Here is a 20,290-nt window from a genome sequence, read left to right on the forward strand (position 1 = left end):
CGTTAATTCTGAAATAGTTTGGAGTAAACGTCTTCGTGAAAAACCTGGGCCGCATCCAGCAAAAACGCCGAGCGCGAAGCCTGAAAATACTCCGTCTCGGCGTGGCTGGCCATGAGATTTTCGAAGATGGAATAGAAATCGTGCTGCAACTTATGGCCTTCCATCGGCCCCATAAACCCCAACCGAATGGCCGCGCTGATCTGGTCGCGCAGGGCCATGTGCAGGTACATGGTCTGCACGTCGGGCAGTGAAAAACCCATGCGCTTCAAGCACAGCGCAAAGCCAAGCACGAAGTGCAGCGGAATTTGCTCCTGCACAAACCATTGGTTTACAACGTCTAAGCCTGCCTCCGGATAAAATGATTCGAGCAGCTTGAGCCAATTTTTGCCCTGGGCCACGCTGGCCCGGTGCAGCGTAGGCACCAGCATCATGGCATCGTATTCGGTGGCTATGGTGGCCAATTCTGTATTCAGATCTGGGAGCGCGAGCTTATAGCAGGAATTTATAAAGGGAAATTCCATGCTAACTGCTTGTTGCAGAAACGAATACAAATAATTGCGCAGCCCAAACGGCGTCTTCACCAAGCCAAACGTGATGCTGCTTTCCAAGCCATATGAATAAGCAAACGACCCCGTAGGGATCGCCGAATCGACAAGGTGCAGCAGCCGAGCGAGTTGAGTCATGGTAGGAAGCTAGAGCTAAGAAATTCCTATGCTTGTTGATGGGAGGGAAGGCCAAAGGTTGGGGTGGTTAGCTAAAGTTAGAAGCTTGGACTAGAAACCTGTCTGTCATGCAGAGCGCAGCGAAGCATCTCTCCCGCTTCGTTGAGATATGTAACCAGTAGAGATGCTTCGCTGCGCTCTGCATGACCGCCTTTCAGAATAACTAAACATCGGCCTTTACCACCCCCAGCCCCACCTTAAAAAAGGAGGGGAGCTTAGCTCTAGCTCTAGTATCTAAAACAAGTTGTACAGCTGCGCCAGCGGCAGCTTGGTCGCAGGCTCGCAGGTCAGGTGTACGCCGTCGACGGTGACTTTGTAAGTTTCCGGATCTACTTGAATGTTAGGTAGATAGTCGTTCAATGCCATGTCCTTCTTCGAGATGTTACGGCAGTTCTTGACGGCTACGATCTGCTTCTGCAAGCCGTAATGCTGTTGCACATGCGCAACCGATGCCTGCGACACAAACACCATCGACGTTTTGCCAATGGCCGCACCGAAAGAACCGAACATCGGCCTAGAGATAGAGGGCTGCGGCGTCGGGATGGAGGCGTTGGCGTCGCCCATCTGCGATTGCACGATGATGCCGCCTTTGATGATCATTTCGGGCCGAGAACCGAAAAACGCTGGTTTCCAGAGCACTAAATCAGCCAGCTTGCCAAGCTCCACCGAACCGATTTCCTCTGAAAAGCCGTGCGCACGGGCCGGATTGATGGTGTATTTGGCGACGTAGCGCTTGGCTCTGAAATTATCTGTTTGGGTATCAGAGTCTTCTGGAAGCAAGCCGCGTTGCTGTTTCATCTTGTGCGCGGTTTGCCAGGTACGCGTCAGGACTTCGCCCACGCGGCCCATCGCCTGCGAGTCGGAGGAAATGATGCTGAGCGCGCCTAAATCGTGCAGAATATCCTCAGTAGCAATGGTTTCGCCCCGGATGCGGCTTTCGGCAAAGGCCACGTCTTCGGGAATGTTGCGATCAAGATGGTGGCAAACCATGAGCATGTCGAGGTGCTCGTCGATGGTGTTCACCGTGAAGGGCCGCGTCGGGTTTGTGGAGGACGGGATGACGTTCGGCTCCCCGCAGATTTTAATGATGTCGGGCGCGTGGCCGCCACCGGCGCCTTCGGTGTGGTAGGCGTGTATCGTTCTGCCTTTGAACGCGTTGGTGGAAGTCTCGACGAAGCCGCTTTCGTTCAGGGTATCAGTATGAATGCACACCTGCACGTCGTATTGGTCGGCGATGGCGAGGCAGTTGTCGATGGCAGCGGGCGTGGTGCCCCAATCTTCGTGCAGCTTAAACCCCAGAGCGCCAGCCTCGACCTGCTCGATCAGGCCTTCGGGCTTGGAGGAGTTGCCTTTGCCCAGAAAACCGAAATTCAGCGGATACGCTTCGGTCGCCTTCAGCATCATTTCGATGTAGAAAGCACCGGGCGTGCAGGTCGTGGCGGTGGTGCCCGCCGCCGGGCCGGTGCCGCCGCCTACCATCGTGGTCACGCCCGACGCCAAGGCTTCGTTAATCTGCTGAGGGCTAATGAAATGTATGTGGCAATCGATGCCGCCGGCCGTCAGGATCTGGCCTTCACCAGCAATTACTTCCGTAGTTACGCCGACTACCATGCCGGGCGTAACGCTGGGCATAATGTGCGGGTTGCCGGCCTTGCCAATCCCAACGATCCGGCCGCCTTTAATGCCGATATCGGCTTTGTAAATGCCGGTGTAGTCGATTACTAATGCGTTGGTAATGAGCAAGTCCAACGCATCAGCCTGCCCAATTCCGGCGGCTTGGCCCATGCCATCGCGAAGCACTTTGCCGCCGCCAAACTTGCACTCCTCGCCGTAGACGCAATAGTCCTTTTCGACTTCTACGATTAGGTCGGTATCGCCTAGGCGCACTTTGTCGCCTACAGTGGGGCCGTACATATCGGCGTACGCGCGCCGGTCGATAGGTAGGGACATAGAATATGTTTAATGTGTTGATTCCTGAATCAGTGCTAGAACTCACGCATTACTTCAGCGACAAGTGCCGCTGAATCACTGCTCAACCGTCGGAAGTGACCTTGTAAACCTACATGGGATATTTTCCCCTCTTCATTGATTGAAAGCCTTTTCTCAAAGCCAGGTTTCTGACCAAAGCGGAGGTTGCTCACTATCTCAGTTGATAGATTAAAATCAAATCTTAAACCTGTTCCAGTCCCTAGAGCAACATTTTCAATACAACTCCTAGGAATACGATGTCCTAGCTCAGGGTTCTGCTTTAGTAGCTTATGGGCCGAAGTGTCCCATAATTCGTTGTTGAACCTGGATATGTTTTGTCCTTTTAGGTACTCTTCAGCGTCAAGAATGCTCGTCACCCGCATTCGGCCAATTATAAATAGTTGGCCATTTTTTATCGACACAGGATGGATGATGTCGCCGACCGTAACTCGGCCTAATGGTGGAACGGACGTATGAGAGCCACCATAAATTGCTTGTAATGGTCCCTGATCATGGGCTTGTGCCAAGCGCTTACACCAATCTGTAGGCCAAAGGATGAAATAGGAATTCATTAGCAGAGCTTAGATTTTGTTCATTGCCGCCTGCTTATTTTCCTCATCCAGCTTCCCATCAATCAGCCCATTGCCGCCATACACAATGCGTTCGCCAGCCAGCGCTACCAGCGTCACGCGCTTGCGCTCGCCGGGCTCGAAGCGGACGGCCGTGCCGGCCGGGATGTTGAGCCGGAACCCAAAGGCTTTTTCGCGGTCGAATTGCAGGGCGGCGTTGGTTTCGAAGAACGGGTAATGCGAGCCGACCTGCACCGGGCGGTCGCCGAGGTTGGTAACTTCCAGCTCCACCGTAGCGCGGCCTTCGTTTAATATAATGTCTTCATTATGAAGTAGATACTCACCGGGGTTGGCGCTGAGCAAGTTGTCGGGCGAGGGCGTTTGCGAGGCGTTGAGTACAAGTCCGGAACCGTACAAAGCCAGTTCGGGTATGCCATGCTGACGGCAGATGGGTTGGTGCACGGTCACGAGCTTGGTGCCGTCGGGGAAGGTGCCCTCAACCTGCACTTCGGCCACTAACTCGGCCACGCCTTCCATCACATCATCGAGGCCCAGAATCTTTTTGCCTTTGTCCATGAGCGTGGCCACGCGCTCGCCGTCGCGAATAAACTCGAGCAGTTGGGTCGCGATGAGCGCCACGGCTTCGGGGTAGTTGAGGCGCAGGCCGCGGGCGTACCGCTTCTGAGCCACCACGCCCGCATTGTGCAGCACCAGTTTATCGATGTCTTTGGGAGAAAGATGCATGCGCTAACGCGTTAGAAATGAAGGTTTTCGTAAATCATGCGGCTACCGTACACGATGCAGATCCCGGAGGACAACACGACGGCACTCAGGCGCAGCGAGCGGTTTATTTTCATGCGCTTCGTGAATGGGATGCTGAACAAGCCGGCCACCGTGAGCATGCCCAGCATCGAGCCGAGCCCAAAGATGAGAATGTAGGCCACGCCCCAAACGGGGTCGCTGATGCCGCTCATCACGAACAGCACCAACGCGCCGCTGCCCGCCAAGCCGTGGATTAGCCCAACGGTGTAGGCAAAGCTGTGCTGGTAGCGCGGGCTGCGGCTCGTGGTAAAGGTGTCTTTGCCAACCAAGCGGCTGATGCCCATGACTACGAGCATGGCGCCTACCGCGGCCTCGAAGTAGCTGGAATTCAAGAAAGTAGCCCGGCTGAAAATAATCACGGAGCCCAGCACGACCAGCGTGGTCGTGTGGCCCAGCCCCCAATACAAGCCGTCTTTGATGGCTAGCAAGGTGCTGTCGCGCTTGGAGATGATGGTGCCGACGGCTAGCAGATGGTCGGCCTCAAACGCGTGGCCCATGCCGGCCACCGAGGCGAATAAGATGGGTAAGAGTGTTTTCATCGGTACGGTGCGGCCCTGCTGCAATGTCGGTAGCTAAATATAGAAGTTATTTATTGTGGTGGAATTAGCCGGTAAGTTGTTCAGATTTGGTTGCTGCCTAGCTTTAAGAGGTGTATTTTTAAATTGTTGATAATCAAACATTTATGATTATTGGAATACGAAAACGCTTGATATTTTAGCTCATTGATTTAAGCTGAGCTTCAATTGTTGGGGGTAGAGCCGAGCCGAAGCTGTCAGCAAGATCTTAACTCGTGCGGTATGCGGCGAGGCGGGCACGGTACTTGCCATCCGGGCTGCGTACGCTTCAGCTTGACTACAGTACGCGGCTGGCGATTTCCTTTTTTCTTTTCTCCGAAGTTTATGGATCAAGATTTACAACTCAGCTTGGCCAACAATGCAAAGCAGTGGCTGGCGCTTTCATTATCCATTTCGTCGGCTGAGAAAATCTCGTTTGACAAGATCCACGACCGGTTTTTCGTCACGTACGGTGCGCACTTCATGGCTCATGTGTACCGCACCACCTTCGAACGGGTATTGCAGAATACGCCGGATGCCGAGCGCAGCAAGCTGTTGGTTGCGTTTCGGCAGGCGTTGGACCAAGCGCTCGACGATCATTATTCCAATGCCATAGGCTGAGCGGACTAGTTGAGCAGCACTAGCAAGCGCTCAAACCTGGTTTCTGCGCTTCAGCAGCCTCGATTACTACACAAAAAGCCTCGGTGCTACGGTACCGGGGCTTTTTGTATGCAGTACTACTTGGGCAGAGAGGATTTCTGGGAAGCTGCTTCCGAAAGTGCCGGAAGATATTTGCGGCTGTTCTCAGCGTGCCTCACCGGCATTCCACACAGAACTACTTAGCTTTAAAGCTCCACTTCAACCTCATCTTAAATGAAAAAACTAGCACTTGCCGGGTTGCTGGCATGTACGCTTGCGGGATGCAATCAGCAGACCAAAACCGAAAGCGGCGGCGCCACCAGCGCCACCGCCAGTACCAAAGATCTGGCGTCGCTTTTCGACAGTTATTGGGAGAAAAACAACAAACTGTTTCCGCTGGATGCCACCACGCAGGGCGACAACCGCTACAACGACCAGCTCCCCAACGACCAGACCAAAGCCTTCCGCGATACGCTCCGCAATTTCTACGAAAGCTACCAAACAAAGCTTAAGTCGTATGACCGTAACTCGTTGTCTGACAACGACAAAGTGAGCTACGACATCTTTCAATACGAGATGGAAAGCCGCTTGGCGGGCCTGAAGCTGAACATGTGGATGATGCCGTTTCAGCAGTTTTGGGGCTTGCCCATTACGCTGGGGCAATACGGTTCGGGCGAGGGCATTCAGCCGTTTAAAAACGCCAAGGACTACGACAATTGGCTGGGCCGCGTGAAAAGCTTCCCGGTGTGGGGCGACTCGGCCATCGCCAACTTCCGCAAGGGCATGGCTGCCGGGGTGGTGCTGCCGCGGGCGCTGGTGGTAAAAATGATTCCGCAGATGGAAGCGCTGGTTGTAGCGGACCCGACCAAGAGCCTGTTTTACGGCCCCATCAAGAAATTTCCGGAGGGCGTTTCGGCTGATGACCAGAAGCGCATTACGGCCGCTTACAAAGACGCCATCGCGAACCAACTGGTACCGACTTACAAAAAGCTTGGCGCGTTTCTGAAGAATGAGTATTTGCCCAAGAGCCGCACCAGCACGGGCATTTCGGCGATTCCGGGTGGCAAGGAAGACTACACGTATCTGGTAAAATACTGGACTACCACCGACAAAACGCCGGAGGAAATCTACCAAACGGGCCTGAGCGAGGTAAAGCGCATCCGTACGGAAATGGAGCGTGTAAAGACCGAAACCGGCTTCAAAGGCGACTTGCCGGCGTTCTTCGAGTACATGAAGACGAACCCAAAATTCATGCCCTACAAAACGCCGCAGGATGTGCTTGCTGCCTTCGAGGCCATTCATAAGCGCATGGAGCCGAATCTGAAAAAGATGTTTGGCCGCACGCCCAAAACGCCGTTTGAGGTGCACCAGACCGAGGCATTCCGGGCCGCTTCGGCGTCGGCGGAGTACAACCAAGGCTCCACGGACGGCACAAGGCCGGGTATTTTCTACGTGCCGATTCTGGATGCCACGAAGTACAACACCACGTCGGGCATGGAGTCGCTGTTTCTGCATGAAGCCATTCCGGGCCACCATTACCAGATTTCGCTGCAACAGGAAAACGAAAATCTGCCGAAGTTTCGCCGCTACGCCGGTTACGGCGCCATGACCGAAGGGTGGGCTCTTTACACCGAATCGTTGGGTAAGGAACTCGGCCTTTACACCGATCCGTACCAGTACATGGGCGCGCTGGGCGACGAAATTCACCGCGCCATCCGGCTGGTGGTGGATGTGGGCATGCACACCAAAAACATGACCCGCGAGCAAGCCATTAAGTACATGATGGACAACGAAGCCATCAGCGAGCAAGGCGCCACCGCCGAAATCGAGCGCTACATGGCCATTCCGGGGCAGGCGCTGTCGTACAAAGTGGGCGCCCTCAAGATTCGGGAGCTTCGCAGCCGCTACGAGAAGGAGCTAGGCAACAAATTCAAGCTCAGCGACTTCCACGACGAGCTGCTCAAAGACGGCGTCATGCCGCTGGCCGTGCTCGAACAAAAAATGGATGCTTGGGCCGCCAAACAGAAATAGTTGATAAACAATTGTTAATCAGATGATTATCATAAAGCGATAAAGCAAAAAAGCCAGGCGCAGTTGCGCCTGGCTTTTTTAATGATGCAAGAATTATCAGGTGGTGCTACCGCCAGTAGTGCCACTCGTTGTGCTACCCGTGGTAGTGCCCGAAGTAGTTGTGCCAGTGGTAGTGCCTGAGGTCGTTGTACCCGTGGTCGTGCCCGAAGTAGTGGTACCGGTAGTCGTACCGCTGGTCGTGGTGCCCGTGGTCGTGCCGGTCGTAGTACCAGTGGTGGTACCCGTGGTAGTCGTGCCAGTAGTTGTACCAGTTGTGGTAGTACCGGTAGTCGTGCCACTGGTAGTAGTTCCGGTTGTGGTACCAGCGGTGGTTGTGCCGGTGGTAGTTGTACCCGTGGTCGTACCGGTTGTGGTCGTGCCCGTTGTAGTACCCGACGTTGTAGTGCCCGTTGTGGTGCCGGTGGTAGTACCAGCTGTTGTTGTACCAGTTGTGGTACCGGTAGTGGTACCCGTAGTGGTGGTACCTGTCGTGGTGCCGGTAGTCGTGCCGCTAGTGGTTGTGCCCGTGGTGCCGGTTGTAGTAGTACCAGCGGTTGTGGTGCCAGTCGTAGTGGTGCCAGTCGTAGTGGTACCTGTGGTCGTCGTGCCGGTTGTCGTACCCGTTGTGGTACCGGTAGTGGTCGTACCAGTAGTCGTACCGGTTGTGGTCGTGCCCGTGGTGCCGCTGGTAGTAGTGCCCGCGGTCGTGCCGGAAGTAGTAGTACCTGTAGTTGTTGTACCTGTGGTCGTGCTGGTTGTCGTACCCGTGGTGGTGCCTGCTGTCGTGCCGCTGGTAGTGGTGGTTGGGCCAGTGCCATTGTCATCGTCGTGGCAGCCAGTAAAGGCAAGGGTAGTGCATAACAAGGATCCAGCGATGATAGGAATCCATTTTTTTTTCATGATTAACGGGTTAAGGTGGAAGAGCTTAAGGTGTTTATCTCCCGTATTGTACGGCTTTGAGCAGCCCTCTTACCGCCCTGAACGCACTGAAAAAACACTGGATTTTTGTTGCGGCCTGCGGGTTATACTTAAAAATGCCTCCGAAAAATCCTGATTCAGTCTAAGATTTTAGGAATAGAACAAGGCTGGGCTAACTACAAACGAGCTGCTTGACAAGCAGGGCGCAGAAATAAATCGTCCGGACGTTCGTCTGGCCCGTTTAAGCTAAGCGCACCCGATTTAGGGGCGAAAAACGCGGTCATGCCCTGAAAAGCATCCGGTTTCCTTCCATTCTTCTACGAAAACAAGCTTTATGTCACAGCAATTTTGGCAAACCCTGGCCTTGGGGTCGTTGGCCGGTATGCGGAGCATGAGTGCGCCTGCCGCGCTCAGCCACGGTCTTCAGAAAAATCGTTCGGCGGCGTTGGGTAGTTCGCTACTTCGCTTCATGCAGTCGCCTACTGCCGCAACCACTTTGAAAGTAGCGGCTGGCGCAGAAATGATCGGTGACAAACTTCCTGGCATGCCCGACCGTACCGCCCCGGCGATTCTGGGCGGCCGCATTTTGTCGGGTGCTCTGGTTGGGGCGACGGCTTACAAAGCCAAAGGCGCAAACGCGGCAGTAGGCGCAGCGTTGGGGGGCGTAATGGCCGTAGCGGCCACCTTTGGGGCTCTGTTCCTACGCAAAAGCCTGGACAAAGCCACTGGCTTTCCGGATGTGGTGTGGGGCCTTGCCGAAGATGGCTTGGTGCTGACCAGCTCCCGAGCCATTGCCAAAGACGTGCGTGGTAAAAAGAAAAAGACAGCGAAAGCCAAGAAGATAAAATATTGATTAATAAATAGTTATAAAAAAGCCGGGCTTTAACTAGCGTCCGGCTTTTTTGTACTCAAGCCAATTTTATCTGGCCATCCTATGAAACTTACCACTCCCGAGCAGGCTTTCGTGCTGGGCCGCCTGCTGATGGGCGCCAACATGCTGACCCACGGCCTCGTACGACTGCCCAAAGTGGAAGGGGTGCGCGCCGGCATGGTAAAAATGTTTGAGCCCACGTGGCTGCCGGCCGCGCTGGTTGGTGTTTTTGCGTCGGCACTGCCGTACATCGAGTTCGGCATCGGCCTGCTCCTGATCCTGGGGTTGTTTACGCGGTATGCCCTCACGGCCGGCATGCTCCTGATGATAGTGCTTGTCTTCGGAACTTCCTTACGCGAAGACTGGAACACAGTGGGTGTGCAGATGGTGTATGGGCTCTTTTTCTTCCTGCTTATCCTGTATTCCAATCACAATCCCTACAGCCTCGATTTCTGGCGCCGCGGACGAGTGAAAAGCTGAAAAACGCTACAAATCAATGCGTTAACTCACATAAAAGGCCCGCAACTATTCCGTTGCGAGCCTTTTTTATAAATCGTTGTGTATAAGCCTATTGGGCGCCGGGCTTCACGTTCTGGTTACGCGCTTTCGAATCGTTGACAGGCGTAGTTGCCTGCGTGCTGTTTTCGGAAGGAGCTTTCGTGGCATTCTGGTTTTGGCCCTGCACGGTTTTATTGACAGCAGCAGGCGCGCCCGATGCCGACTGTGGCGTGGTGGCGCTGCTGCCGCTGGGAGCAGAGTTGAGTGCCGCGTCGGTCGAGGTGTTTATATCGGCTGCGGAGCCTTTGCCGGCCGGCATTTGCACATTTTGCTCGCCGTTTACACTGTCCTGGTCGGTTTCAATTCGGCGGGCGGGCGGGGCCGTGGAAAAGTCGTTCACGTTTTGGCGGTCGGTACCGGGCGTATTGGCTCGGTCGCAGGCGGCCAGCGACGCCGTAGCACCCAGCAGCAAAGTCAGCGAATAGCGCTGTGTCAGTTTCATAAAAGAGGTGTTTGGAGTAGAAGGAGAAGGCTCACGGACGGTATACGCAAGCGGCGGCTACAAGTATACAGCGGTCTGTGCCAGCACGCTGCCGGCTTTCAAACTCCCGACCTAGTCTGAGTTGGTGTTGTGCGCAAGTAGAGTCGCAGGGCTACAAACCTTGGGGGTTTCTGTTAAATAATCAACTAATTGATTATAAGCATTTTGTGTTAAGAGGGGGCGCTGGTTGTCCAGCGGTGATTTTCATAGCGGCAGTCTGCTGCTTCGCCGCCCTCACGCAGCACCCAGTTGCCCGGTCGCCCCAGCCAGCACAAGCGCCCATCGGGTTCGCTGCGGTTGGCAAAATCCAGTGAGCGAACGTCAATGGTTTCTGTTTCAACCCCGTTAACCACCAAATGCTCAACGTATTGCAAGGTGAGCTTGCCTTCGTCGATGCAGCTCGGATGCAGAGCCAGATTGTGCGCCGTACTGGGCATGGCCGCCGACGGATACAGCAATCCATCGAAGGCGCTGCCCAACTGGCAGGCTTCGGCTACGGCCACCGAGAGCCGGTAGTGATGCTGGTTGTCGTCGTGGACGGTTTTGGTGAAGGTGTTAGTCAGGAACTCGGCAACGGGTCGCGCAGTTTCGGGCAACTGCGCTAGCGCGTCTTTCAACGCCTTGTTGCGGTCGGAGTGCGGGTCGTCGGCACTGATGTCGGCGTAGCCAAAACTAACAATGCGCAACGGCCCCCGGCTTTTCCAGCGACTGATCACGATCTGGTCGCCGGGCTTCACGCCTGCTTCGAAAAACGGCGGGTGCCACGTCGCGCTGCAATAAAAGATAGGCTGACCGGCGCGGTTGGCACGTTGGTCGCGGGTAATGACCTCGGCAGGCGGATACGAAACATCGCAGATTCGCTGGGGCAATTCATTACACATTACTCCACGGTACAGCAACAGACCTGGCTCAAACTCAATGGTGCGCAGAACGTGGCCCTCCAGCAGGTCTTGCACGCGCACCACCAAGTCATCAATGGAATGCTTGCGCAGATCGAGATGCTGCAGAGAGGCAAGCTTATATTGGGTTTCTTCTGCTACGGCTGCCGGCGGGTGGTGGCTATTTGGGCGATGGGCGGCCATAAGAAATTTGGGTGGGAGAGAATTATAAGGAGGCAGAGTTTTGGACGCACCGAACCAACAGTCAGCTTGTGCTGCCGCGAACAATGAACCTGCGAAGGCTGGGTGGCGCCTATAAATCGTGGATGTTGTACTTCTTGTACTTCATCGAGCGTTCGTTAAAAACGCCGTATGCTTTAGAGCGCTTCTTTTTGCGCAGCAACAAATACCCCAAGCCACCAGCCAGCGCCGCACCCGCTACCCACAAAGGCAAGCTGGCCGATGTTTCGGGTGGTACGGATACTACGCCGTTTTCATTGATCACAGCAGGGTTGTGCACATAGCGGCCGTGCGCCGGAACGGCTTTTTCTTGAAAATGACTGGCTAGGTCTTGCAGCTGCCGCCGCAGCTCGTCGCCGTGCATCGGGATGCCGTGGCCTGTGGCCGCTACTTGCGGTTGTAGCTCGGTCAGAATCTCCACGGAGCGCCGTGCCTGTTCCCAGTTGGGCGTGAAGTAGGCAGGCGGGCCGTGCACCTCTTGGCGTTGCGTCCACACAGCCGTCACCGATTCCTGCTTAACCGTCACGAAAGCATCACCGGCCAGCAATGTGCGGTCGGAATCGCGGAAAAACGATACGTGCCCGGCCGTGTGGCCCGGCGTATGAATCCAGCGCCAGCCGGGCAGGAAGGGCACCGAATGGTCGGCGGGCAGGGGCTGCACGCGGCTGCCCAAATCAATAGGCTTTTTAGGATACAGCACCGACATCGCAGCCATGCCTCCGCCGCCTACCGTGGGGTCGGGTGGCGGATACGACGATTTGCCGGTCAGGTAAGGCAGCTCCAGCGGATGCGCGTACACGGGCACGTCCCATTCTTCGGCCAACTTGAGGGCTCCGATGTGGTCGAAGTGCCCGTGAGTCAGAATAATTGCTTCGGGGCGGGCATTAGGCCCAAAAAGCGCTTCTGCGGTGTGGCGCACTTTGCCCGCCGATCCTGGCAAGCCCGCATCGATCAGCACCCACGAGCCCGTCGGGGCTTCGGTAGTGCGCACAAAATAGAGGTTGACGAAGACATTGCGTAGGCCCCAAACTCCGGGCACTACGGCCTGTAGGGCAGGAGTAGTAGCGCGATTAGCGTGATTTGGCATGCGAGATAGCGTTTTGATGGTCGGTCTGTAGACCTCAAACGCAGTTTTCCCGCTAAAGGCTACTACTGCCCAGCTGCCACTTTGGCCGGCGGTGCAATAGGCGTGGGTACTTCGCACGAGCACAGATTCTCGTGTGTAGGCACTACCGGTTTGTAATCGGGTTGGGTTACCTCTTTCATGTAGATCACATCTAAGTGATTTACAGGCGGATGCGATTTGTCTTCGTTCCAGATACGCAACAGGTAATTGCAGTAGTAGGGCCGCATGTACATGTTGTCGATAAAGAGGTAATTCTCGCTGTATTTGCGCCAGCGGTCGTTCTTAAACAGCCGCATTACCGAACGCGGCTTCTGCTCGGTTGTGGGCCGGCCTTTGCGGTTGAGGTCGATGTGCTGGCCGGTGGGGGTGATGCCGTCCAGAATGTACCAGCCGTCGTCTTTGAACACGGCCGGCGCAAACATGCCCCAGTGCTGGTCGGTGCGGAACAAATAGCCGAACCACCGCATCTTGTCCGACATCAGCCACTTCTCGTTGGCAATGCTGTCGAGGTTCCACCAGCAGACATACACCAGCAGCACGCTCACGAAGGTGTCGCGTACGTAGCGTAGCAGCTCGCGGCTTTCGTTGGTGTGGTGCACGGTGGCTTCAAAGCGAATCTGTACAGGCAGGCGCCAAGCTGGCAAGTGGGGTCGCAGGCGGGCCAGTTGCGGGCCCAATCGTTTGGCTCGCGGCAACAGCTTGTCTTCGAGCCAGTTAATAGCCAAGGGTGGCAACAACCCCAGAATCGAAGCCCAGTTGATCAGGAAAAATAACCCCACAAACAGCGTAAGGCTGATGCCGAGGTGGAAGAAGAAAATGACCGTCACGAACAGCAGCCGCCACCACGTCACGCGGAAGGGGATGAACAACGCAAACGGAATCAGCATTTCGGTGTAGTACACGCCCAACGTCATGTACTTCAGTAGCATAGGATAAGGATAAATCAATTTCCCGCCGGGCATCAACACCTGATCGAGGCTGAGGGCATAGTAGATGGCAGTGCCGTCTTTGCTCCATTCGGGCGCGCTTTTCAGCAGCGCCGTGCACCAATACACCAGCGCGATCTGCACGATGTAGGCTACCGTGGCCGGGCTGAAGTAGTTGTAGGTTTCGGGTAAGGGCTTGTCTTTGCTATCGACGGAATACACGCGTCCCCACGGCAGAAAGATGCCCCAAAACAGCAGCATTCGCAGCAAATCGTCGCCGCCTTGCCCGATCAGTACGTTGCGATTCTGCACCGACACGAGCATGATCCAAGCCAGGATGGTGGACAGGCGCGTTTTGTAACCCACCAGCAAGGCCACCGCAAACGCTCCCGACAGCAGAAATAACACCGCCTGCACCTGCCACAACCCGCTGATGGTGTGCAGCGAAAACATGTAGGGGTTCCAGACGTGCTCGTACAGCACCTGCAATGGCAGCACCCCCATGTTGGAGTAATGCGCCTCCAGATCGGTGCTGCGGATAACCAGATCAATCAGAATAACCGTTGCAATGCCCGCTCGCAGCATGGCCAGCGCGCGCAGATCAACAACAAAAGGACGACGGATAAAAGCCAGTGCACGAGGCAGCATAAATGGCTATGGCAGAAGTGGTTATATATGAAAATGGCGGAAAGTACAACTGCTCGCATCCGGAGCAATTGGCCTTTCCGCCTTTCTTACGAGCATTTGCGAAAAATGCTCAACCTAGAATCGGTTGTATTAGCGAGTCGTAGTGCCCGACGTGGTGCCACTGGTCGTGCCCGAAGTCGTGCTGCTAGTGGTCGAGCCCGTGGTGGTGCTAGAAGTGGTCGAACCCGAAGTAGTACCGCTGGTCGTGCTCATCGAGCCCGAAGTAGAAGAGCCCGAAGTCGAGCCGCTTGTGGTACTCATCGAGCCCGAAGTTGAACCTGAGGTTGACCCTGAAGTCGAGCCGCTGGTTGTGCCCATATCAGAGCTGGAAGTGGTGCTTCCGCTGCCTGCTGCTGGCGACGTGCTCGAACAAGAAGACATGGACAAAGTGGTCGACATAAGCAAAGCAACTAGTGCTGCACCCGACATTGCAAAAGCGTTCTTTTTCATAACATTTTGGAAAGTGGTGGTTGGAAAGGAAAATAAGTCGCGAAGCAACTGACGAGATGGAAGTGGCTTGTCTCTACGCAGAACGTTGAGAAAATGCTGCAAAATGCCGCCTGAAAAAATACGTAATTTTCACTCAGGCAAGTAGTTAGCATTCACTCCAGAAGCCGATTTCATGAGAAAACCAGTACGTGTTTATACTGTTTTTTGGCCTGAATCTTCGCTGATCAAAAAGGGCGATTACTTCGCTGGTAATCGCCCTTCTGAGTGTACTTAACGTGTTTGCTTACAGAGGGTTATAAGCCGCCTGTGGTCGTGCCAGCCGTAGAGCCGCCACCTGTGGTTGTGCCAGCAGTTGTGCTGCCGGTTGTCGTGCCGGCTGTTGTAGTGCCCGCAGTCGAGCTACCAGCAGTCGAGCCGGCCGTAGCACCACCGGTAGTTGACCCAGCGGTCGAGCCGGAGGTCGAACTCATGGCATCGGTTGCGCCCGTCGTCGAGCCGCTTGTGCTGCTCATGCTGGAGTCGCTGCTCATAGAGCCGCTCGAATCAGCCGACATGGTAGAAGAGCTGGACTCGGTAGAAGTCTCGCTCGTGCTAGTTTTGTCGCCACCACAAGAGGTCATTGCGAAGGAGGCGCCTGCAAGTGCGGCGGCCATCAGGGTTACCTGGAATTTTTTCATAACTAAGAAAGAATTGGAAAGAACAGAGAAATTGGTGTTTGGCCATGTATACGGCAGATAATCAAGAAGTAACCCAACAGATTGGGGCGAAGAAATACGCATTTTCTGCGATTTATTCGTACTCAGTAATTACGGAACGGCACCGTCTGCTCAGGTTTATCTGCCGTCCTGCAGCCCCTGCACCATGGGTTGCGAGCAGAATACTACAGAATAGCGTTGTTATGTAAAATACTGTATATCAATAGGTTATACAAAGAAGGGGTGTCCTGATCAAACTCCTCGCCTCAGCGCGCGTACCGCCGAAGCGTGTAGACATTTTGTTGTTACACTTGTTGTTTCAAAAAAGCGGTTTGATTTCTATGGCCCAGTCGTCCGTCACTATTCTCTTCGATGGCGTTTGCAACCTCTGCAATGGCTTCGTGCAATTCGTCATTGAGCACGATGCGCAGGGGCGGTTTCGCTTTGCCTCGCTGCAGTCGGAAGCGGCTCGCGTGCTGCTGAGCGCGCACGGCACTACGGTAGCTGCCACGCCCGAAACCATCGTGCTGGTCGAAGACGGGAACGTGTACACGCACTCCGGCGCTGTGCTGCGCATCTTGCGTCAGATGAGCGGGTTATGGCCTTTGCTGTACGTGGGCATCGTATTGCCTGCTGCCTTCCGCGACGCGATGTACCGCTTCGTGGCGCGCCATCGCTACCAATGGTTTGGCCGTCAAGAAGCCTGTATGCTGCCTACTCCTGAGCTTACCCAGCGCTTCCTGAAATAAAGCTGTGCTGGCGCAGATTTCATGTTTTAAGATGGCGGCATAATATGTAATAACTTGATAGTCAATTAGTTGTATATGATGCCTCCGTTTTTCTGTCACCACTACTCCCAATCTTCTTATCGCTGCTCAGCAGCCTTTTCTCCTTACACATGAAGGCACTTGTCCTCGATGGCATCAACCAACCGCTGCAACTCCGCGACGTTCCGACTCCCACGCCCGCACCCGGTGAGGTGCTGGTGCAGCTTCGCGCCGCCGCGCTCAACCACCGCGACGTCTGGATTCAGAAGGGGCAATATGCGGGCTTAAAGTTTCCCTGCATTCTTGGGTCCGACGGCGCGGGCATTGTGGCTGAACTGGGTGAGGGAGTTGATGAAGCGCTACGTGGGCAGGCCGTCATCATCAATGCTGGCCACGACTGGGGCGACAACCCGCGCGCGCAGGGCAAAAGCTTCAAGATTCTGGGCTTGCCCGAACAGGGCACGTTTGCTGAGTACGTGAGCGTGGCAGCACATTATGTGCACCCTAAGCCCGAGCATCTGAGTTTCGAGCAAGCCGCTACCTTGCCTCTGGGGGGCGCGACGGCTTACCGGGCCGCCTTCACGCGCGCTGGCATAGTTGCTGGCGAGCGTGTACTGATCACAGGTGTGGGTGGCGGTGTGGCTTTGCTGGCGCTGCAACTGACGCTGGCCCGTGGGGCCGAAGTATGGGTGACTTCTAGCTCGGCCGAAAAAATAGCGAGTGCCCAAGCGCTCGGCGCAAAAGGAGGCGCTAACTACAAAGATGAAAACTGGGCCGCCACGCTAACCAAGCAAGCGGGTGGGCCTTTTGATGTAATTATTGATAGCGCGGCTGGCCCTGGCTTCGGGGCGTTGCTCGACGCAGCTGCGCCGGGCGGACGCATTGTGTTTTACGGCGCTACGCAAGGCGACATCCCGCAGGTTACGGCCCGCAAAATCTTCTGGAAACAGCTTTCCGTGTTGGGCTCAACGATGGGTACCGAGCAAGATTTTGCTGATTTTGTACGCTTGGTGCAGGAGAGCAAACTGGTACCCGTTGTGGACGAGGTTTTTGCTTTGGCCGACGGTGAAGCGGCCATGCGCCGCATGGACAACGGCCAACAATTCGGCAAGCTTGTGCTGCGGATAACTGAGTAGAAACGCTTATCGTATCGCCGAAATATTTTATTTATTCTAGCAAAAATCGGAATGAAGCCGCGGTAGTTTCTGTTCTATATCCAGCTTGGTTATTGACAGTTGAAACTCCGTTGCTGAAATGAAAAATCCTGCTGAATACCTTGAGGGCCACGTTTTTGAAGCTCGTCGTCCGCGCCGCGAGCTGCAACCTGTGGTAGCCTATGCCGATGCCGTGCAGGCTATTGAGACTGCGCTCGCCGACGCAGAAAAATACAAATACCTGCTTATGCGCGCCTTGCGCCGCCACGCCGACGAGTTGCTGACGCACCCGATTGTTCCGGCCGAGGAGGCTGTCGTACGCCCGATGTATAACGAGATGGCTGCTTAGGAAAAGGCTGCGCATCCACTACTAAAAAGAGAGGGCTCACACATGTGAGCCCGCTCTTTTTATGTGTTTTGCAAGGTGTTGGTTATCAATGGATTATAAAAGATGGCTTAGTGTGCGTGTTCAATGGCCATTTTCTGGCCGAGGTGCTGGGCCAGCGCCACCGCTTGCTCGCGCAGTTCGGGCACCGAAGTTGACTCGAAGTAAGCTGGGCGGCGGCTTGGGCCAAGCGTGAAAAACAACTCCGAGACTTCGCCCTCCGTGTTGAGCAACGCGCCGTTTTCGTCGGTAAGAATGCCCAGATGCAACGGGTCGGGGACCAAATAGCCTTCTTCGCGCATGCTCTTTACCAGTGGATCGGCGATTATGCTGTAGTCGAGCAAGGGACCGGTACACGAAATTACGTGGCGGGCCAGGAGCCACTCCTGCGTTTGGCCTTTTTCCACCAGTACCGCTAGGTCGTCGCCGCGCTCTTCGATCTGCTTGACTCGGCCAGCCTGCATCACCACGGATCCTTTCCCGACCATTTCGCGCACGATGGTCGCGTTCTGAGGCGGGCTCCGATGACGCAGCACGGTCCAGAGCGAAACCAAGTGGCGCAGGAAACGCTTTTGCTCCTGCAACGGCCAAGCCGCCCAAATCTTACCGGTGTCGGGCCGGAGCGAGTCGAGTACGGGGCGCCAGTCAATGCCTTGTTCGGCGGCTTCCCGCACGTGTTTTCGCACTACCCGCAGCACTTCCACTACCGTTGTGAGTCCGGCTAACTCTTCTTCGTAAAAACTTGGGTAGGATACGTCGGCACGCACATGCGCGGCTGGCCAACGCTTATGGCGCGACACCACTTTGATTGGTGCCCGGTGACCATCGTCGCGCAAGCCCAAGAGAATGTCGACAGCAGTAAGGCCGGAGCCTATAAGCAACACCGAATCCTGGGGGCCGATGTCGCGGAGGGCGCCCGGTGCCCAGGGGTTACCATGATAGCGCGGATGCACCAGATGCTGATCGCTGTGGCCGGTGGGCGCGATCGGTGGGAAGTTGCCGAGCGCCAGTACCACCATATCGCTGCGCAGCTCACGACCGCTGCTAAAGCGCACTTGAGCCGATTGTCCGTCAGGAGCCACTTTCGCCAAAACACCAGCCTGCGGGTGCCAGCTAAACTGCATGCCGTTGGCAGCCGGCTTCGGCAAAATAGCCGAAACCATTTCCTGCAAATAGCGCCCATAGAGTTGTCGAGGACAAAAATGATCCTCACATACCGCCATGTGATTTTCCTGCAGCCATTCCACAAAGTGGTTTGGTTGATCCGGAAACGGGCTCAGGAACTCCGACTGCACGTTAAGCAAATATTCCGGGCGGCGTGCCGTGTAAGCAAGCCCAGGACCCAGCAGCGGTCGCGGCTCGACTAGGTGTACGTTCCAGTCGTAAGGGCCACCGGGTAGCTGTGCCAGCTGCATTGCTAACATGGAGCCTGAGAAGCCGCCGCCAAGAATAGTTATAGTTCTTCGTTGCACTGTGCTTGTGTAGATAGGTAAGCCAGAGGGGATACGGTAAAACCGCTAATTAATATTTATTAATATAAATTCATGAAAATGTTATAGAAAAGAAGTGCTTCTCTAACTTGAAGCTCAACAATAAAAACCCGACCGCAAGAATACGGTCGGGCTCAATAACAAAAGTGCAATGTGGGGCCTTGGTAGCCTGATATAGGCTAAGATCGCAGGGCGGTCAAGAGGTAGGGCAGAAGGTAACCGAGCGATTATAGGTAGCTTCCTGGCACCAGATAATTGCGCACGTAATCGTTTATGCCGTCTTCTAGGCGCGTAAAGGGCTTGTCGTAGCCAATGTTGCGCAGTTTCTGCATCTCGGCCTGCGTGAAGTATTGATAGGTATCGCGAATGTCCTCCGGGGTGTCTTTGAAGGTGATGTCGGCAGTTCGGTCGAGGGCGGCGAAGGTATTCAGGGTCAGATCCATGAAAGTGCGCGCCTCGCCCGTTCCCAGATTATAGATGCCGGAGTTTTTGCGGTTTTGCATCAGGAAGAAACACACTTCCACCACGTCTTTTACATAAACAAAATCCCGTTTTTGCTCGCCATCGGCATAATCGGGGTTGTGCGACCGAAACAGCTGCATGGACCCCGTGCGGCGGATTTGCTCAAAAGCATGAAATATCACGGAGGCCATCCGGCCCTTATGGTACTCGTTGGGGCCGTACACATTAAAAAACTTCAGCCCCGCCCAGAAAAACGGCTTTTCGGGCTGCGCAATCGCCCAGTTGTCGAAATCGTTTTTCGAGTCGCCGTAGGGGTTGAGCGGCCGCAATAGCGGCAGCAATGCGTCGTCGTCGGAATAACCGAGTGTGCCCGATCCGTAAGTGGCTGCTGATGAGGCATATACCAAAGGCAACTGATAGCGACAGCAAGCCAGCCACATCTGCTTCGAGTAGTCGAGATTGAGCACATTCAGCACGTCGCGGTTTTGCTCGGTGGTGTCGGTTCGGGCTCCGATATGGAAGATAAACTCGACCTGTTCGTGGTTTTTATCCAGCCACCCGAAGAACTCTTCCCGGTCGACGTATTCCGACAGGCGTTTGCCTTTCAGATTGATGAGCTTGCGCTCAACGGTGAAGTTGTCGACCACCACGATATCATTGAAATTGGCGGCATTGAGGCGGGTAACAAGGCAGCTGGCGATGAAGCCGGCCGCGCCGGTGACGACGATCATAAGGCAGTGATTTTGATCCAAAAGTAGGTAAAAGCTCTGTAGCGTACGTTTGGACTTGCGCGAGCGCCGGCCTTATTGCCCACATTGTTGCAGAAGTCGGACTGGCTGGGGCTGCAAAAGCTTCGGC

21 protein-coding genes are annotated in these 20,290 nt (G+C 55.1%); 8 read left to right on the plus strand and 13 right to left on the minus strand.

What is annotated here, in order from left to right; all coding sequences use genetic code 11:
• Positions 1-2 precede the first annotated feature (2 nt).
• The 5 genes from FHG12_RS14410 to FHG12_RS14430 form a co-directional block, all read right to left on the minus strand.
• Positions 3-683 (minus strand): urease accessory protein UreF, encoded by a 681-nt coding sequence (locus FHG12_RS14410; protein WP_139516391.1) that lies wholly within the window; start codon positions 681-683, stop codon positions 3-5.
• Positions 684-956: 273 nt separating this feature from the next.
• On the minus strand, positions 957-2,672 hold the full coding sequence (gene ureC / locus FHG12_RS14415; RefSeq protein ID WP_139516392.1) for an urease subunit alpha: 1,716 nt from the start codon (positions 2,670-2,672) through the stop codon (positions 957-959).
• A gap of 35 nt (positions 2,673-2,707) precedes the next feature.
• On the minus strand, positions 2,708-3,262 hold the full coding sequence (locus tag FHG12_RS14420; protein ID WP_139516393.1) for a hypothetical protein: 555 nt from the start codon (positions 3,260-3,262) through the stop codon (positions 2,708-2,710).
• Between the two features lie 9 nt (positions 3,263-3,271).
• Positions 3,272-4,003, minus strand: coding sequence for an urease subunit beta (gene ureB / locus FHG12_RS14425; protein ID WP_139516394.1), 732 nt, complete (start codon positions 4,001-4,003; stop codon positions 3,272-3,274).
• 11 nt (positions 4,004-4,014) lie between these two features.
• Positions 4,015-4,620 (minus strand): urease accessory protein, encoded by a 606-nt coding sequence (locus tag FHG12_RS14430; protein WP_139516395.1) that lies wholly within the window; start codon positions 4,618-4,620, stop codon positions 4,015-4,017.
• A gap of 360 nt (positions 4,621-4,980) precedes the next feature.
• Here FHG12_RS14430 and FHG12_RS14435 point away from each other — a divergent pair, with 360 nt between their 5' ends.
• Together FHG12_RS14435 and FHG12_RS14440 are read left to right on the plus strand one after the other, a co-directional pair.
• On the plus strand, positions 4,981-5,256 hold the full coding sequence (locus tag FHG12_RS14435; protein ID WP_139516396.1) for a hypothetical protein: 276 nt from the start codon (positions 4,981-4,983) through the stop codon (positions 5,254-5,256).
• 252 nt (positions 5,257-5,508) lie between these two features.
• A complete protein-coding gene (locus FHG12_RS14440; RefSeq protein ID WP_139516397.1) occupies positions 5,509-7,305 on the plus strand; it encodes a DUF885 domain-containing protein in 1,797 nt (598 codons plus the stop codon).
• Positions 7,306-7,401: 96 nt separating this feature from the next.
• Here the strand turns inward: FHG12_RS14440 and FHG12_RS21075 are convergent, their stop codons facing one another.
• The gene (locus FHG12_RS21075; protein WP_196240456.1) at positions 7,402-8,244 is read right to left on the minus strand and encodes a hypothetical protein; all 843 of its coding nucleotides are present in this window, start codon (positions 8,242-8,244) and stop codon (positions 7,402-7,404) included.
• A gap of 352 nt (positions 8,245-8,596) precedes the next feature.
• Between FHG12_RS21075 and FHG12_RS14450 the strand changes: the two genes are divergently transcribed.
• Both FHG12_RS14450 and FHG12_RS14455 read left to right on the plus strand, forming a co-directional pair.
• Positions 8,597-9,115 (plus strand): DUF4126 family protein, encoded by a 519-nt coding sequence (locus FHG12_RS14450; protein WP_139516398.1) that lies wholly within the window; start codon positions 8,597-8,599, stop codon positions 9,113-9,115.
• 81 nt (positions 9,116-9,196) lie between these two features.
• On the plus strand, positions 9,197-9,613 hold the full coding sequence (locus FHG12_RS14455; protein ID WP_139516399.1) for a DoxX family membrane protein: 417 nt from the start codon (positions 9,197-9,199) through the stop codon (positions 9,611-9,613).
• 88 nt (positions 9,614-9,701) lie between these two features.
• Here FHG12_RS14455 and FHG12_RS14460 read toward each other — a convergent pair whose 3' ends face one another.
• From FHG12_RS14460 to FHG12_RS14475, 4 genes are all read right to left on the minus strand, one after another.
• Entirely contained in the window at positions 9,702-10,133 is a 432-nt protein-coding gene (locus FHG12_RS14460) for a hypothetical protein (protein ID WP_139516400.1), read from the minus strand.
• Positions 10,134-10,342: 209 nt separating this feature from the next.
• Positions 10,343-11,254, minus strand: a complete 912-nt coding sequence (locus FHG12_RS14465; RefSeq protein WP_139516401.1) for an RES domain-containing protein — start codon at positions 11,252-11,254, stop codon at positions 10,343-10,345.
• A 109-nt stretch (positions 11,255-11,363) separates the two neighbouring features.
• A complete protein-coding gene (locus FHG12_RS14470; protein WP_139516402.1) occupies positions 11,364-12,377 on the minus strand; it encodes an MBL fold metallo-hydrolase in 1,014 nt (337 codons plus the stop codon).
• Positions 12,378-12,439: 62 nt separating this feature from the next.
• Complete coding sequence (locus FHG12_RS14475) at positions 12,440-13,990, minus strand: HTTM domain-containing protein (protein WP_139516403.1); 1,551 nt, start codon at positions 13,988-13,990, stop codon at positions 12,440-12,442.
• 142 nt (positions 13,991-14,132) lie between these two features.
• On the opposite strand from FHG12_RS14475, the gene FHG12_RS14480 reads away from it, so the two are divergent.
• Positions 14,133-14,531, plus strand: a complete 399-nt coding sequence (locus FHG12_RS14480) for a hypothetical protein (protein ID WP_139516404.1) — start codon at positions 14,133-14,135, stop codon at positions 14,529-14,531.
• 241 nt (positions 14,532-14,772) lie between these two features.
• Here the strand turns inward: FHG12_RS14480 and FHG12_RS21005 are convergent, their stop codons facing one another.
• A complete protein-coding gene (locus tag FHG12_RS21005; protein ID WP_165699409.1) occupies positions 14,773-15,156 on the minus strand; it encodes a hypothetical protein in 384 nt (127 codons plus the stop codon).
• Positions 15,157-15,515: 359 nt separating this feature from the next.
• Here FHG12_RS21005 and FHG12_RS14490 point away from each other — a divergent pair, with 359 nt between their 5' ends.
• From FHG12_RS14490 to FHG12_RS14500, 3 genes are all read left to right on the plus strand, one after another.
• A complete protein-coding gene (locus FHG12_RS14490; RefSeq protein WP_139516405.1) occupies positions 15,516-15,923 on the plus strand; it encodes a thiol-disulfide oxidoreductase DCC family protein in 408 nt (135 codons plus the stop codon).
• 149 nt (positions 15,924-16,072) lie between these two features.
• The gene (locus FHG12_RS14495) at positions 16,073-17,077 is read left to right on the plus strand and encodes a zinc-binding dehydrogenase (RefSeq protein ID WP_139516406.1); all 1,005 of its coding nucleotides are present in this window, start codon (positions 16,073-16,075) and stop codon (positions 17,075-17,077) included.
• Between the two features lie 118 nt (positions 17,078-17,195).
• The gene (locus FHG12_RS14500) at positions 17,196-17,444 is read left to right on the plus strand and encodes a hypothetical protein (RefSeq protein WP_139516407.1); all 249 of its coding nucleotides are present in this window, start codon (positions 17,196-17,198) and stop codon (positions 17,442-17,444) included.
• Positions 17,445-17,551: 107 nt separating this feature from the next.
• Here the strand turns inward: FHG12_RS14500 and FHG12_RS14505 are convergent, their stop codons facing one another.
• Positions 17,552-18,904 carry an FAD/NAD(P)-binding protein gene (locus tag FHG12_RS14505; RefSeq protein WP_139516408.1) on the minus strand — a complete coding sequence of 451 codons (1,353 nt, stop codon included), beginning with the start codon at positions 18,902-18,904 and terminating at the stop codon, positions 17,552-17,554.
• 293 nt (positions 18,905-19,197) lie between these two features.
• Entirely contained in the window at positions 19,198-20,163 is a 966-nt protein-coding gene (gene rfaD, locus FHG12_RS14510) for an ADP-glyceromanno-heptose 6-epimerase (RefSeq protein WP_139516409.1), read from the minus strand.
• Positions 20,164-20,290 lie beyond the last annotated feature (127 nt).

The sequence above is a fragment of the Hymenobacter jejuensis genome, assembly GCF_006337165.1.
Taxonomy (GTDB): domain Bacteria; phylum Bacteroidota; class Bacteroidia; order Cytophagales; family Hymenobacteraceae; genus Hymenobacter; species Hymenobacter jejuensis.